Source organism: Paeniglutamicibacter sp. Y32M11 (assembly GCF_019285735.1).
Taxonomy (GTDB): domain Bacteria; phylum Actinomycetota; class Actinomycetes; order Actinomycetales; family Micrococcaceae; genus Paeniglutamicibacter.
Genome location: NZ_CP079107.1, coordinates 2,695,609 through 2,709,143, shown reverse-complemented (window position 1 = coordinate 2,709,143; position 13,535 = coordinate 2,695,609). Strand labels below are relative to the sequence as shown.

Here is a 13,535-nt window from a genome sequence, read left to right as displayed (position 1 = left end):
GGAACGCTGAACCATCGACAAACGTGGGCGCTGGGTGAACTACTAGTGACATCGTCCCGGTCATATTGTTCTGCGATCCGCAATATCGCCCAGTTACGCGCGAAGAGTCATGGGCACTCAAAGGCTGCGCGGTTCTTCTTTTCGTCAGCGAAAGGGTCTCCTACTTTTGCCATTCTCGAGACTCAGTCTTTTAGCTGGTTCATACCTCGACTTCGTTCTGATCGACTGAATCGAAGAGAGGAAGTTGGCGGTTTATCGTAGTTCGAGCTCGATGAGCGGGTGATCCGCGAAGATCTCGAGAATGATTTCGAAGTACGTTTTCCCGAGGCCGTTCCGCAGCTCGTCGAGATCCGCCTGGATTCGTTGTTGGTTGAAGGAACTCGGTTGTGACAACTTGCTCTGCAGCCACCCCTGAGTTTCATCGATTCCGAGCGCATCACGGCTGTGAGCATGGTCAAGCCAAACAAACTTTGCCGGATTCCCCGCGCGGATCTCGCTATCCACTCGGTAGAGAATGTCATTAAACCCATCCAGACTTGCCCCGAGGCGCCAGTCTTGGTCTGCCATCAGTTCTCGATTGAACTGCTCGTAGAGGTCTGAGATGCCGTTTATCTCGGCACCGTTGATTCGGTACTTTTTCATCGGACGGTGCCCATCTCCTATCTGGTCAGGTTCGTACACCACATTATGCACTTGCGGCTTAACCCGCTCGAGAATACCGAGCCGAGCTGGGCGCCGACACTCGGCGATCCGCCCGGTGAACAGCGTGTGTTGTGTGTTGCCCGAGGCAACTCGGCGCGGTGAACGGGGGCGAAAAAGGTTCTTAGGACTCATTGGGTTAGGTATGTTCTGGTGCCATTTGACCCACCCACCTCACCACTGTGAGGATCAGGAGATGAATAATCGGACACGCGTGGCTGCTTCATGAGCATCTACTCGTTTCATCTCGCCCATCTAACACTGCTCAAGGCAGCCGGTGGGCTCCTACGTCCGCCGAAAGCCCCTGGCCTACGCCACATCGAAGTGCTTGCCGGAATGCAACTGGGGGCGGCGGTGATCTCCCCGCGCCGGATGCAGCTCCGGCGCATTGCGGTGTTTGCGCAATGGGAGGACGAGGCAGCGCTCGAAGACTTTCTGTCCCATCACCCGTTTGGCCGGACGTTGATCGAGGGGTGGCATGTCAGGCTGGAGTTTGTACGCCGTTGGGGTGAAGTACACGAACTACTCCTTGAACCAGATGGGACGGCGCCCCTAGAACGTGATGAACCGGTGGTAGCCGTGACCTTGGCCCGCATGCGTCTACCCGAACTGCCTCGGTTTATCCGTTGGGGGCGCCCCGTCGAACGTCAGATCCGCGATCACCCCGAAGCCACCCTTGCCATGGCGGCCATTCGACTGCCACGGAGCGTGTCAACGTTTTCGATCTGGACGAGCACCCGTGCGATGACCGGGATGGTTTTTGGTCGTGATGATGGTGAGGCCGCGCGCCGTCATACCGTAGCGATGACCGAACGCGAGCGCCGCGACTTCCACCACGAATTTACGACGTTGCGCTTCAGACCGCTCTCCGAACACGGCTCATGGGAAGGTCGATCGCACTACGTTCCGTGGTCTAGGTAAACCACATCGCTTCGGTATCACCGTGTTGACGGAGCGTTCCGACGGTGGACAGCTAAGCCCCCTTTCAGTTCACGGAATGTTTAGTGAACTGAAAGGGGGCTTCGTCGTTAAATCGCCGCGGGACCCACTGACGGAGCATTGTTCGGTAATGACTTGGGGCGATGTGCGAATTGCCGAAACCAAAAATTCGATCAAGAAAACTCGATTCAACATGAAAATGATGCATCATCGAGCAAATCCGCATGTTTCCTCTGCAAATGGTGACGAATCAGTAGAGGTCGAGACTCAACCGCAGGCAAAACCACAGGCCGTTGGTGCCAGCAGTGCTTGTCATAGAGCTGTGGAAGATGTTGTCTATAGTCAGATCGATTTTAGGAAAGGATGGTCGGCGGTTTAAGGCACGTTTCCACCAACTGAAGGATTTCTCATGAATATGGAAAGTTTCGATTGGGCCGGCATGTCGCAAAAAGTTGTCATTGCTGTCATTATCTTGCTGGTGACTTGGCTACTGGCCAAGATCGTCAAATGGGCTATTGGAAAACTCGTGGGGCGAGTTAAAGGATTGCAGCGTCAGGGGAACGACGGGGCACAAGTCGGGGAATCATTGGGGAAGGTTGCAGCACTGATCATCTGGCTCTTCGGGCTGGTAGCTATTCTTCAGGTGTTTGCTCTCTCCGAGGTACTATCACCGGTGCAGGATCTGCTCGGTAAGGTCATGGGATTCATCCCTAACCTCATTGGCGCAGGCATCATCTTCTTCATCGGTTACATGATTGCCAAGATCGTCAGGCAGCTGGTGACCACCGCACTAGGAGCGGTTGACTTCGGCAAACTCACCTCGAAATTGAAGCGCGGGGCAGTACAACCGAGCATTGAAGAGACGCGTGAACAAAACGCCAAGATCATTGGAATCATCGGCAATCTGCTCTTCGCCATCATCATCATTGTTGTCGGCATTAGCGCCCTTCAGGTTCTAGGAATTGCCGCCATTTCCGACCCTGCTCAGCAAATGCTGACCATGATCATGAACGCCATTCCGCAAATCGTGGCAGCCCTGATCTTGCTGGCCATCGGCTTCGTGATCGCAAAGTTTGTTGGCACCATCCTTCAAAGCACGCTCGAGGGCATTGGCACCGACTCGGTGGTCCATAAGTGGGGCATCGTTCCTGCCGATAAGAGTGCCTCGAGCATCATCGCGACGCTGGTGAAAATCGCCATCATGCTGTTCTTCGGCATCATGGCGGCGCGTCTGATGAACTTCCCCGAGGTCACCAACATCCTGAACCAGATTCTAGCCCTGGCAGGAAACGTGTTGTTCGGCGGACTGATCATTGCCGCCGGCTTTGTCATTGCGAACATCGTGGTGTCCATCGTCGGTCCGGGGACCGCGGCCACCGTAATTCGCTGGGCCACCATCGTGCTTTTCATCGCGATGGGTCTGAAGTACATGGGCCTGGCCGACTCCATCATCAACATGGCATTCGGTGCCGTTGTTATTGGTGGGGCACTGGCAGCAGCTCTGGCCTTCGGTCTGGGAGGTCGCGATGCGGCAGCTCGGGCACTGCAGAAGGTGGAGAACAAGCAGCCACCGGCTACACACTCGGCCCCAATCGATCCGCTCGGCTAAGAGTTAGCTAACAGGGAACCGCTCGGCGGGAAAGTGGCCGAATAGGTTCGGAAAGGCACGGCTGGCACTGGGAAATTATCCCGCTGCCAGCCGTGCCTTTTGCACGTCTTGGGACAAAATCCCGGGCCAGCGAGCAACATCCTCGGGGGTATGTGCCACCTCGAGAGTCGCGTTGACCAGCAGCTCGACGAGTGTGCTTGCCGTTGAGACCGGATGGGCGGGGTCACCGATCCACGCCAGCACCGTGGTCGGTACGGTGATCCCGGCGATCTGCTCGCGCGTGGGGAGATCGCTCAGGGCGGCACCACGGAAAAGGGCTGGAAGGACGGCATCGGGGACGTCGGGCACGGTGTCTGGCACGCCCACGGTGGCCGGGGGAGGAGTGACCTGAGCCGTTGTGGCAAGAAATGCTGCGACTCCCTGCGCATCGATCGCATCGGCGGCGCCGCGGTATTCTTCGGCCTTCGCGGCTCGGGTTGCCCAGGCGGTGGCCGGCACCATCAGCGTCAGGCTGCTGAACCTCTGAGGGTCAAGCACCGCGGCGTGTAGCAGCGTCCCGGTTCCCATTGATGGGCCCACACCGTGCACCTTTTCGCCGGGGAAGAAGTGGTCGAGCAGCCGTAGTAGGTCATCGGCCAGAACGTGCCAGCTGTAGTCGGTAGCAACGGCTCGCCCGGTAGAGAGACCGTGGCCGCGTGCGTCATAACGCAGCAAGCGTGTCCCGCTGAGTCCGCGACCCAGATCCAGACCCAACAAACGGTCGCGTCGACGGCTCGAGGTGAGTCCGTGAAGCTGGATGACCGGGTGGCCTCCCTCGTCGCTCAGTTCGACGTCAAGCCCGGCATCGGGAACATGGAATTTCGACATGGCGACTCCTCGACTCTCGGGCCATTCCCGGGTATAGGATATCCGACATGCGGCTGACCAATATTGCGCATCTGCGCCTGCCTTTTGGCCGACTGCTGAGCTACCAGGTGACCGTCGGTCAGTTGGGAGCAGCGCTGCCGGTGTCCTTCGATCAGCGACGCCACGTGGGGGCCGGTGACCGTGCCGGATCGTGGATGGCGCTGTCCTTCCGTCTCCCCGCACCGGTGCCCCGAGACCAGCTTTCCGCAGCATGGCTAGCGGTTATTAGTCGGCATGGGACCCTGCGCTCGGTTTTCACCCCGGGTGAAGACGGTGACCCCCAACTTCACGAGGTCGCGGTGCACGGCGGTGACTGGATCTCACACCAGTTGAGCCCGGGGCAGGCAGTGAACGATGCGCTGCGTGAGGTGCTCGACGTTGCCTGCTCACCGTACTCACAACCCTCCCATCGACTCTGCGTGTTGGAGACCGCCGCAGGTCCCACGGTGATCATTGCTGGGGATCACGCACATGGGGATATGTGGTCGATGCTCGTGCTGGCCCGTGATCTGCTATCCGCGCTTGCCTCCGTCCAGGCAGGAATGAAACCGCAATTGGCGCCGGTGCCAACCTTCGCCGAGCACACCAAGTCGCTCACCCGTGTGGGTCCAGCGCCAGAAAAAGTTCATCGTCGGTGGGCAGAGGTCTTGGCCGCTAGCGGCGAGGTGATGCCGCGTTTCCCTCTGTTGCTGGGTCCCCCGACTCCAACGGCCGAGCGGGTAGAGGTGCGCGAGGTGTTGGACGTTGATGATGCTGCTGCGTTCTCGGCTCAGGCCCGCGAGGAAGGTGTATCCACGCTGTCCTTGGTGGTCTCAGCGATGACGGCGGTGACCAAGGACCTGGCAGGCGTTCCGTTGCGTGCGGTGTTCCCGGTGCACAGTCGCTACGACGCCATGTGGAACGACTCCGTGGGGTGGTTCATCACCAACTCCGTTTTGGAATCCGCCGATGAAGACCCGCGGGCGTGCGCCCAAGCCGTGCGCGAGGCCGTCAAGCTGGGCAACTGGCCACTGCAAGAGGTGCTGACTCCGTGGGGCGGAATGCCCGAAGCTCCAGGCATGTTCGCCATCTCGTGGCTGGATCTGCGCCGGTTGCCGGTGCGGATCGACGCGCGCGGCCTCGACGCCCAATACGTCGGTGCCTCAATACAGACCGACGGGGTCATGCTGTGGTTTATTCTCAACGATTCCGGGCTGCATTTGCGTTGCCGCTATCCGGACACCGAGCAGGCTCGTGATCACGTGGGAACGTGGTTGGACATGCTGGTGGCGAGGCTCAGCTCCGCAGCGCGCGCTTCGGTCGGAGGCAAACTACGGTTGGGCGGACGCATCTATCGAGTTCAGCGGGCCAGCCGAGCGGACGTCCCGGCAATGGTGCAATTGTTATCCGATGACGAGATCGGAGGCGGCCGGGAGGGTGCGCAGATCGCAAGTTATGAGGCGTCCTTTGATGCCATCGCCCGTGATTCATCGCAGTACCTGGCCGTCGTGCGTGATGAGGCCGAGCGGATCATCGGCACCATGCAGCTGAGCATCATTCCCGGGTTATCACGTGGGGGAGCCGCCCGACTGCAGATCGAGGGGCTCAGGGTTGCCGCCGCCCAACGCTCCCGAGGTGTTGGGACGGCAATGCTCGAATGGGCTCACGAACACGGAAGAGCCCGCGGTGCGACGCTGGCTCAGATATCCACCGAGCAGGTTCGAGTCCGCGCCCAACAGTTTTACTCCCGGCTCGGCTACGAGAATACGCACGTGGGGCTCAAGCGCGTGCTGTGATTGCCGGTTTTTGTGACGCATACGGTGCCAGATTCATGCTCTTGAGATGCTATCGCAGTGTCACGACGCGGCCCGATGGAGTCGTCGCTGACACAAAATGGGTGCATTTCGCCTGTTGGCGCAGTTCGCCGCGATGAATTCGAGGGATCTGACACGTGTGATGTTCAGCTCTAGCATTGGGAAAGAATTCCGCGTAAATTCAAGGGGTAGGGTGCGTCATCCGCCGGCAAGGCGGTGATCTGGGCGACCAAAAGATGGTCCCAACCTCGGGTGAGATTCGGCACGATTTCCGTCAGTTTTTCCAGACGTACTAGAATAGTGTTTTGGGTCAGTCGTGGCCCCGAACCCCGAGACCCAAAATTCTCTAGAAGAAGTGAGCCTTTTCGCATGTCAGATACCACCATCACCGCTCGTGAAGACCTGCGCAACGTAGCCATCGTTGCGCACGTTGACCACGGCAAGACCACCTTGGTTAACGCAATGCTCCAGCAGACCGGTGCATTCGACAGCCACGGTGAAACCGAAGACCGCGTGATGGACTCTGGCGAGCTGGAACGCGAAAAGGGCATTACCATCCTGGCCAAGAACACCACCGTGTTCTACGAAGGTCCGGCTGCCAAGGGTCACAAGATGACCATGAACATCATTGACACCCCGGGTCACGCTGACTTCGGTGGCGAGGTCGAGCGTGGCCTGTCCATGGTTGACGGCGTTGTTCTGTTGGTTGATGCTTCCGAGGGTCCGCTGCCGCAGACTCGCTTCGTGCTGCGTAAGGCACTTGTAGCCAACCTGCCCGTCATCATCGTGGTCAACAAGACCGACCGTGCCGATGCTCGCATCGATGGCGTCATCTCCGACTCCATGGACCTGCTCCTGGGCCTGGCCTCGGACCTCGCCGATGAAGCTCCGGACTTGGACCTGGACAAGGTTCTGAACGTTCCGATCGTCTTCGCTTCGGGCAAGGCCGGTTTCGCCTCGGTGAACCAGCCTGCCGACGGCACCATGCCGGACAACGAGGACCTCGAGCCGCTGTTCGAGACCATCATCAAGCACGTTCCGGCACCGACCTACACCGAGGGCGAAGTCCTTCAGGCACACGTCACCAACCTTGACGCTTCCCCGTTCTTGGGTCGTCTGGCACTGCTGCGTATCTTCAACGGCACCCTGCGCAAGGGGCAGCAGGTTGCCTGGGCCCGCCAGGACGGCGAGCTCAAGACCGTAAAGATCACCGAACTGCTGGCCACCAAGGGCCTGACCCGCGTTCCGGCCGAGTCCGCTGGACCGGGCGAGATCGTTGCCGTTGCAGGTATCGAAGACATCATGATCGGTGAAACTCTCACCGACCTGGAAAACCCGAAGCCACTGCCGCTGATCACCGTTGACCCGCCGGCCATCTCGATGACCATCGGTATCAACACCTCGCCGCTGGCCGGCAAGGTCAAGGGCGCCAAGGTTACCGCTCGCCAGGTCAAGGACCGTCTTGACAAGGAACTGATCGGTAACGTTTCGCTGAACATCCTTCCGACCGAGCGTCCGGATGCTTGGGAAGTACAGGGTCGTGGCGAGCTGGCTCTGGCCATCCTCGTTGAGCAGATGCGTCGTGAAGGCTTCGAACTGACCGTCGGCAAGCCGCAGGTTGTTACCAAGCAGATCGACGGTAAGCTGCACGAGCCGATGGAGCACATGACCATCGACGTACCCGAGGAATACCTCGGCGCCGTAACTCAGCTGATGGCTGCTCGTAAGGGCCGCATGACCAACATGGCCAACCACGGTACCGGCTGGTGCCGCATGGAATTCATGGTTCCGGCACGTGGCCTGATCGGCTTCCGTACCCGCTTCCTCACCGACACCCGCGGTGCAGGTATTGCCGCTTCGTTGGCCGAGGGCTACGAGCCATGGGCCGGTCCGATCGAATACCGCACCAACGGTTCGATCGTGGCTGACCGCTCCGGTGTTGTCACCCCGTTCGCAATGATCAAGCTGCAGGAACGCATGTCCTTCTTCGTGGCACCGACCTCAGAGGTCTACGAGGGCATGATCGTGGGCGAGAACTCACGCGCCGATGACATGGACGTGAACATCACCCGCGAAAAGCAGCTCACCAACATGCGTGCAGCTTCCTCGGACACCTTCGAGAACATGACCCCGCCGCGTAACCTGACTCTGGAAGAGTCCCTCGAATTCGCTCGCGAAGACGAGTGCGTTGAGGTTACCCCGGAGGCAATCCGTATCCGTAAGCTCATCCTGAACGCCGGCGACCGCGCCAAGTCGAACCGTGCCCGAGCCAAGAACTAATCAGGCACCAGGCTCCGTAGCCACCACCGTGTACAGCGTCTTGGCCGCATTTGCGGCCGGGGCGCTGGCCGCGGTTGTGGGCACAGTACTGCACGCCTCGATGGCCTATATGGGGGACGTACCGATTCCCTGGGGAGCGGTGCTTGCACTGATCCTCACCGGTGCGCTGACCTACTGGGTCGCGGTGGTGCGAGGCAAGCTGTGGGTTAGCGCGCTAGCCGGGCTGAGCACTTACGTAATTGTGGCGTTGTTTACGCTTGATGAAAACAATCAGCTGATTGTTTCCACGCAGTTCTTCAGCGCCTTGCCAGGCCCGGCTCTTGCCGGTGGTCTGTGGGTCTACGGCATGATCATTCCGGTGATCGTGGCGATCCTGCTAGCTTCCAAGACCTTGCGGGCCGCATCCGCGGCACGAGACTGAGGTTGCAGATCCGATCCTGATGGACGACGCGGTGAAATGCCGCCACCCATAGCACTACACAGATAGGGCGCCAGCAGAAATACTCTGCTGGCGCCCTATCTGTGTATCAGGCTTTGGTGGCGCTCTCGGCGCTCTCGGTATGCTTCGAGGTCGGCGGCGTGGAACTCAAATCCAGGTGATGAGCGACAAAGAGTGAGGTGGCGACCCCATCGGGAGCCGCATCGCGCATCGCGTAATCTTCGATCACGGCATGTATGCGGGACATCATTTCCTTCTGCGTTTCCTCGTTGAGCTTCAGCCCAACCCGGATGACCTTGATTTCCTGTGGCGAGAGTCCGTCAATTTCTTGCAGGAAGGTGTCAACCAGCAGGGGCGCAGCATCGGGGAGTTTGGTGCCCCAGGACAACTTCGTGCTGCGGTAGGGAACTTCTTTCGCCCCGCGGTTGCCGCGTCGGGTTTCTTCGGCCTCTAAGAAGCCGTTGGCGAGTAGCGTGCGCACATGGTGCAGCGACGTTGCCGGGTTGATGTCCAGCAGATCCGCAATCTCTTTGTTGGTCCGTGATTCATGCAAGCAAAGTCGCAGGATTCGCAGACGGAGCGGGGAGCTAAGTGCCCGAGCGCGGGACTGTACCTCTTCATCAGTGGCCATGAAATCAGCATACGGGAAATTGGCCCACTGATTGAAACTTTCAAATCGCTCGGCGTTTGATGCCGGCGTGTGGGATCAGCGGCGGCTGCGTCGCTGCGGCGCCGGTGGTACTTCCTTGGCGTGCGTGACGCTCTGACGCTCAATGGAAACCTGACCCGTTCGAGTCTGTACAGAGACCTGCTCCTCGTTGACGGCCAGAAGTACTCCCAAGGCGTCGGAGAATTGTTCGCCGGCGCTTCCCTGCTCTGCGACCGGAAGGCGGTAGCGAAGGACCACGCGCATTCCAATCTCTAACGTTGCGAAAATATCGGTGCTCATTCCATGATTCTAGGCCGATGTCACACACCCGACGCGTGGAGTAAAAAACCGGCGTGAGTGATGACACATTACGCCATTGGACGGGTCCGGAAAGCGGCAAATAAAGCGCATTCGTACTAAGCTGACGAGAAGCATGCATAGCCGCGTGCAGCATGAACAAACTGATCATGTTCCGTAGTGAAGGAAGGCCCCGGGGTACTGTGACTTACATCATCGCCCAGCCATGTGTCGACGTCAAAGACAAGGCGTGCATTGAAGAATGCCCCGTGGATTGCATCTACGAAGGCGAACGTTCGCTGTACATCCATCCCGACGAATGCGTTGACTGTGGTGCCTGCGAGCCGGTGTGCCCGGTGGAAGCCATTTACTACGAGGACGATGTACCGGAGCAGTGGGCCGAGTATTACAAGGCCAACGTTGAATTCTTCGACGAAGTGGGTTCCCCCGGCGGAGCGGCCAAGCTCGGCAACATGGGCATCGACCACGCGGTGATTTCCGTTCTTCCGCTGCAAAACCAGAGCTGAACGCCGACACGATGCTGACGCTTCCTGACTATCCATGGAATGCCCTCGCCCCTTATGCCGAACGTGCCGCGGCACACGAGGGCGGGACGGTCAACCTTTCCATCGGCACACCCGTTGACCCGACACCAGAGATCATCAAGCGGGCCCTGCGAGATGCGGCGGATGCTCCCGGTTACCCGACGACCCACGGCACCCCAGCGGTCCGCGAAGCCATCGTGGCCTGGTTCGAGCGCCGCCGGGAGGTTACCGGCCTGAGCATCGATGACGTCATGCCGACCGTGGGCTCCAAGGAGCTTGTTGCCTGGTTACCGCTCTTGCTGGGTCTTGGCGCCGGTGACTTAGTGGTCCGCCCACTGGTTGCCTACCCGACCTACGATATTGGTGCACAGTTGGCCGGCGCCGATTCGATCGCCGCAGACTCACTGGCGGATCTTTCGGCAGCGGATCGTGCGCGCGTCAAGCTCGTGTGGGTTAATTCCCCGGGTAATCCGACCGGCATTGTTCGTGGCGCCGCAGAACTCAAGGCCTTGGTCGATGACGCTCGTTCGCTCGGTGCCGTGGTGGCATCGGATGAATGTTACGCCGAGCTCGGCTGGGGCGAACACGAGGCGAGTGTGCCAAGCATCCTGCACGACTCGGTTTCGGGAGGGGATCACAGCGACCTGTTCGCGGTGTACTCCCTGTCCAAGCAATCTAACCTCGCCGGATACCGTGCGGCCTTCATCGCCGGTGCGCCGAATCTGATGCCGGCATTGGTCAATAACCGCAAGCACGCCGGAATGATTGTCCCGGCACCGGTGCAGGCGGCAATGACTGCAGCGTTGAGTGACGATGGGCACGTCAGGGACCAAAAAGAGCTGTATCGAGCCCGCCGCGATGCGCTGGTTCCGGCTCTGAAGAACTTCGGGCTGCGCATCGAAGATTCGGTCGGCGGCCTCTACCTTTGGTGCACCGCCGACGAGGACTGCTGGGTGACCATGGGTCGACTGGCCGAATTGGGCATCATTGCCGGCCCCGGAGCCTTCTACGGCGAGGCCGGAGCCAACTTTGTGCGCATCGCGCTCACGGCAACTGACGAACGCATCGCCAGCGCCGTCCAGCGACTGAATGCGGCTAGCTAAAAACTTATAAGTGACCAACCGATTGGTGCCCAGACCCTACTAACCGGTAGCGTGACACTGATTACTGACCATCGGATTCATCTGTATTCCGGTTAGGAGAGACAATGACGGAAAATAATTCTGCTCAGCTCAGCTTCGGCGGCAACAACATCGAACTCCCTGTTGTACCCGCCGTGGAAGGCAACAACGGCTTTAATATTGCACCCCTGTTGAAGGCGACAGGCGGCGTAACGTACGACCCCGGCTTCATGAACACCGCGGCAACGAAGTCTGCGATTACCTACATCGACGGCGACGCAGGGATTCTGCGCTACCGCGGTTACCCGATCGAGCAGCTGGCCCAGAAGTCCAGCTTCCTCGAGACCAGCTACCTGCTGATCTACGGAAACCTTCCCTCGGCCACCGAGCTTGAGGAATTTGACCAGAAGATCCGCCGCCACACCCTGTTGCATGAAGAGCTCAAGGGCTTCTTCGGCGGCTTCCCGCGTGATGCCCACCCGATGCCGGTGCTGTCCTCGGCAGTGACGGCGCTGTCGACCTGGTACCAGGACTCACTGGATCCCTTCGACGAAGAGCAGGTCGAACTCTCGACCATCCGCTTGCTGGCCAAGATGCCGGTCATCGCCGCCTACGCCCACAAGAAGTCCGTCGGCCAGGCCCTGCTCTACCCGGATAACTCCATGAACCTCGTGGAAAACTTCATGCGTCTGAGCTTCGGCAACGCCGCAGAGCAGTACGAAATGGACCCGGTCATCGTCAAGGCCCTGGACCAGCTGCTGGTCCTGCACGCCGATCACGAACAGAACTGCTCAACCTCCACCGTGCGCCTGGTGGGATCGTCGAACGCCAACATGTTCGCGTCGGTCTCCGCAGGCATCAACGCCCTCTCCGGCCCCGCTCACGGCGGCGCCAACGAGGCAGTGCTCAAGATGCTGCGCCAGATCCAGTCCGATGGACTGAAGCCGGCAGACTTCATGGAGAAGGTCAAGAACAAGGAAGACGGCGTCCGCCTCATGGGCTTCGGACACCGCGTTTACAAGAACTACGATCCGCGCGCCAAGATCATCAAGGCGACGGCTCACGACATTCTGGCCAAGCTCGGCGGCAACGACGAGCTGCTCGACATCGCGATGTCCCTCGAAGAGCGTGCCTTGAGCGATGATTACTTCATCTCGCGCAAGCTCTACCCGAACGTGGACTTCTACACCGGCCTGATCTACAAGGCGATGGGCTTCCCGGAAAAGATGTTCACCGTGCTCTTCGCCATTGGCCGTTTGCCGGGCTGGATTGCCCAGTACCGCGAAATGCTGCAGGACCCGGAAATGAAGATTGGCCGCCCGCGCCAGCTTTACGTTGGGGAAACCGAGCGCAGCTTCCCGACCCGCTAAACCTTAGCCGCCCGGACGTGTGGGTGGGCGCCGCACGAGCAGGCAGAAATGCCTACTCATGCGGCGCAGCGGATCGACTCCAAGGGGGTTGGTCATCTCATGGACCTTGTGTCCACGAGATGACCAACCCCCTTTGTTGTTCCCGCGCGCGCAGGAGAGCACGGCGCCGGGCGCCGCAGTGCTTACCCTCAAGAAGCTGGACCGTTCGGAACGATTCGGGCTTATCCTTAAGGTAGCAAGCGGAAACGAAGAAACGAGTGTGCCCGCATGGTGCAGGATTCTGGTTCTGGGTGGGTGGTGTCTGCCGACACCCACAAGGAAATGTTGCTGGCGCTCTATTTCCGAGATTTGGCGGCCATCGAGCCGGTGGGCCAGGCTGGGCTCTCGGCGCTGAGCCCCAAGGTTAAACCGGCAGCAGCTCAGGAACGTGGTCAGGCGTCTGCCGGAGAACTGCGACAAGAATGGCAAAGCTGGTGGGAACGGATCATCTCCAACACTCATCCGAGCATCGACATTCAGGCGGAACCCGACTTCGCCGAGTTCTCCGATTCGCCCAGCCTCCAGCATCTGATGCTGGCACACTACGGCAATGCTTACACCTGGACGCAACGCCGGTTGGGGGAGTATCAGGAGTTTTGCCGGAACACCACGACGGTGCGGCTGGAGCTGGTGCAGCAGCTCTTTGACGAGCGTGAGCTGGAGGGTGAAGAGGCGGGCGCGCTTCACCTGAAATTGGTGGAGCTGCCGCTGGCCGAGCAACGGGCGTGGTTTATTGAGCCCGACACGGTCATCGTCAGTCAAGATTTGATGCGTGATGTGGCGTTGTTCCGTAGTTATCTGGAGCCCATCATCGCCATGCTGACCTAACGATCAAGCGCAGGCAGGGTG

14 protein-coding genes are annotated in these 13,535 nt (G+C 59.6%); 10 read left to right on the top strand and 4 right to left on the bottom strand.

Features of this window, described 5'->3' with window-relative positions; genetic code table 11:
- Positions 1 to 252: 252 nt before the first annotated feature.
- Positions 253 to 834, bottom strand: a complete 582-nt coding sequence (locus KUF55_RS11895; RefSeq protein ID WP_218816763.1) for a hypothetical protein — start codon at positions 832 to 834, stop codon at positions 253 to 255.
- 90 nt (positions 835 to 924) lie between these two features.
- Between KUF55_RS11895 and KUF55_RS11890 the strand changes: the two genes are divergently transcribed.
- From KUF55_RS11890 to KUF55_RS11880, 3 genes are all read left to right on the top strand, one after another.
- Positions 925 to 1,620: a hypothetical protein gene (locus KUF55_RS11890; protein WP_218816762.1), complete on the top strand. Its 696-nt coding sequence runs from the start codon at positions 925 to 927 to the stop codon at positions 1,618 to 1,620.
- Positions 1,621 to 1,768: 148 nt separating this feature from the next.
- Entirely contained in the window at positions 1,769 to 2,017 is a 249-nt protein-coding gene (locus tag KUF55_RS11885; RefSeq protein WP_218816761.1) for a hypothetical protein, read from the top strand.
- Positions 2,018 to 2,047: 30 nt separating this feature from the next.
- Positions 2,048 to 3,247 carry a mechanosensitive ion channel gene (locus tag KUF55_RS11880; RefSeq protein WP_218816760.1) on the top strand — a complete coding sequence of 400 codons (1,200 nt, stop codon included), beginning with the start codon at positions 2,048 to 2,050 and terminating at the stop codon, positions 3,245 to 3,247.
- Positions 3,248 to 3,322: 75 nt separating this feature from the next.
- Here the strand turns inward: KUF55_RS11880 and KUF55_RS11875 are convergent, their stop codons facing one another.
- On the bottom strand, positions 3,323 to 4,114 hold the full coding sequence (locus KUF55_RS11875; RefSeq protein ID WP_218816759.1) for an alpha/beta fold hydrolase: 792 nt from the start codon (positions 4,112 to 4,114) through the stop codon (positions 3,323 to 3,325).
- A gap of 47 nt (positions 4,115 to 4,161) precedes the next feature.
- On the opposite strand from KUF55_RS11875, the gene KUF55_RS11870 reads away from it, so the two are divergent.
- From KUF55_RS11870 to KUF55_RS11860, 3 genes are all read left to right on the top strand, one after another.
- Positions 4,162 to 5,928: a GNAT family N-acetyltransferase gene (locus KUF55_RS11870; protein ID WP_218816758.1), complete on the top strand. Its 1,767-nt coding sequence runs from the start codon at positions 4,162 to 4,164 to the stop codon at positions 5,926 to 5,928.
- A 387-nt stretch (positions 5,929 to 6,315) separates the two neighbouring features.
- On the top strand, positions 6,316 to 8,226 hold the full coding sequence (gene typA / locus KUF55_RS11865) for a translational GTPase TypA (RefSeq protein ID WP_132358508.1): 1,911 nt from the start codon (positions 6,316 to 6,318) through the stop codon (positions 8,224 to 8,226).
- Positions 8,227 to 8,254: 28 nt separating this feature from the next.
- Entirely contained in the window at positions 8,255 to 8,647 is a 393-nt protein-coding gene (locus KUF55_RS11860) for a hypothetical protein (RefSeq protein ID WP_218816757.1), read from the top strand.
- 106 nt (positions 8,648 to 8,753) lie between these two features.
- Here KUF55_RS11860 and KUF55_RS11855 read toward each other — a convergent pair whose 3' ends face one another.
- Both KUF55_RS11855 and KUF55_RS11850 read right to left on the bottom strand, forming a co-directional pair.
- On the bottom strand, positions 8,754 to 9,296 hold the full coding sequence (locus KUF55_RS11855; protein ID WP_218816756.1) for a helix-turn-helix domain-containing protein: 543 nt from the start codon (positions 9,294 to 9,296) through the stop codon (positions 8,754 to 8,756).
- A gap of 75 nt (positions 9,297 to 9,371) precedes the next feature.
- Positions 9,372 to 9,614, bottom strand: a complete 243-nt coding sequence (locus tag KUF55_RS11850) for a hypothetical protein (protein ID WP_218816755.1) — start codon at positions 9,612 to 9,614, stop codon at positions 9,372 to 9,374.
- A gap of 200 nt (positions 9,615 to 9,814) precedes the next feature.
- Between KUF55_RS11850 and fdxA the strand changes: the two genes are divergently transcribed.
- From fdxA to KUF55_RS11830, 4 genes are all read left to right on the top strand, one after another.
- Positions 9,815 to 10,138: a ferredoxin gene (gene fdxA / locus KUF55_RS11845; protein ID WP_132358500.1), complete on the top strand. Its 324-nt coding sequence runs from the start codon at positions 9,815 to 9,817 to the stop codon at positions 10,136 to 10,138.
- An 11-nt stretch (positions 10,139 to 10,149) separates the two neighbouring features.
- Positions 10,150 to 11,259, top strand: a complete 1,110-nt coding sequence (dapC, locus tag KUF55_RS11840) for a succinyldiaminopimelate transaminase (protein ID WP_218816754.1) — start codon at positions 10,150 to 10,152, stop codon at positions 11,257 to 11,259.
- A gap of 104 nt (positions 11,260 to 11,363) precedes the next feature.
- The gene (locus tag KUF55_RS11835; protein WP_132358497.1) at positions 11,364 to 12,647 is read left to right on the top strand and encodes a citrate synthase; all 1,284 of its coding nucleotides are present in this window, start codon (positions 11,364 to 11,366) and stop codon (positions 12,645 to 12,647) included.
- 267 nt (positions 12,648 to 12,914) lie between these two features.
- Positions 12,915 to 13,514 carry a hypothetical protein gene (locus tag KUF55_RS11830; protein WP_132358495.1) on the top strand — a complete coding sequence of 200 codons (600 nt, stop codon included), beginning with the start codon at positions 12,915 to 12,917 and terminating at the stop codon, positions 13,512 to 13,514.
- Positions 13,515 to 13,535: the final 21 nt, after the last annotated feature.

Coding starts and splice junctions, on each gene's coding strand:
- KUF55_RS11895 (WP_218816763.1), bottom strand. CDS start 834: ATGAGTCCTAAGAACCTTTTTCGCCCCCGTTCACCGCGCCGAGTTGCC.
- KUF55_RS11890 (WP_218816762.1), top strand. CDS start 925: ATGAGCATCTACTCGTTTCATCTCGCCCATCTAACACTGCTCAAGGCA.
- KUF55_RS11885 (WP_218816761.1), top strand. CDS start 1,769: ATGACTTGGGGCGATGTGCGAATTGCCGAAACCAAAAATTCGATCAAG.
- KUF55_RS11880 (WP_218816760.1), top strand. CDS start 2,048: ATGAATATGGAAAGTTTCGATTGGGCCGGCATGTCGCAAAAAGTTGTC.
- KUF55_RS11875 (WP_218816759.1), bottom strand. CDS start 4,114: ATGTCGAAATTCCATGTTCCCGATGCCGGGCTTGACGTCGAACTGAGC.
- KUF55_RS11870 (WP_218816758.1), top strand. CDS start 4,162: ATGCGGCTGACCAATATTGCGCATCTGCGCCTGCCTTTTGGCCGACTG.
- typA (WP_132358508.1), top strand. CDS start 6,316: ATGTCAGATACCACCATCACCGCTCGTGAAGACCTGCGCAACGTAGCC.
- KUF55_RS11855 (WP_218816756.1), bottom strand. CDS start 9,296: ATGGCCACTGATGAAGAGGTACAGTCCCGCGCTCGGGCACTTAGCTCC.
- KUF55_RS11850 (WP_218816755.1), bottom strand. CDS start 9,614: ATGAGCACCGATATTTTCGCAACGTTAGAGATTGGAATGCGCGTGGTC.
- dapC (WP_218816754.1), top strand. CDS start 10,150: ATGCTGACGCTTCCTGACTATCCATGGAATGCCCTCGCCCCTTATGCC.
- KUF55_RS11835 (WP_132358497.1), top strand. CDS start 11,364: ATGACGGAAAATAATTCTGCTCAGCTCAGCTTCGGCGGCAACAACATC.
- KUF55_RS11830 (WP_132358495.1), top strand. CDS start 12,915: ATGGTGCAGGATTCTGGTTCTGGGTGGGTGGTGTCTGCCGACACCCAC.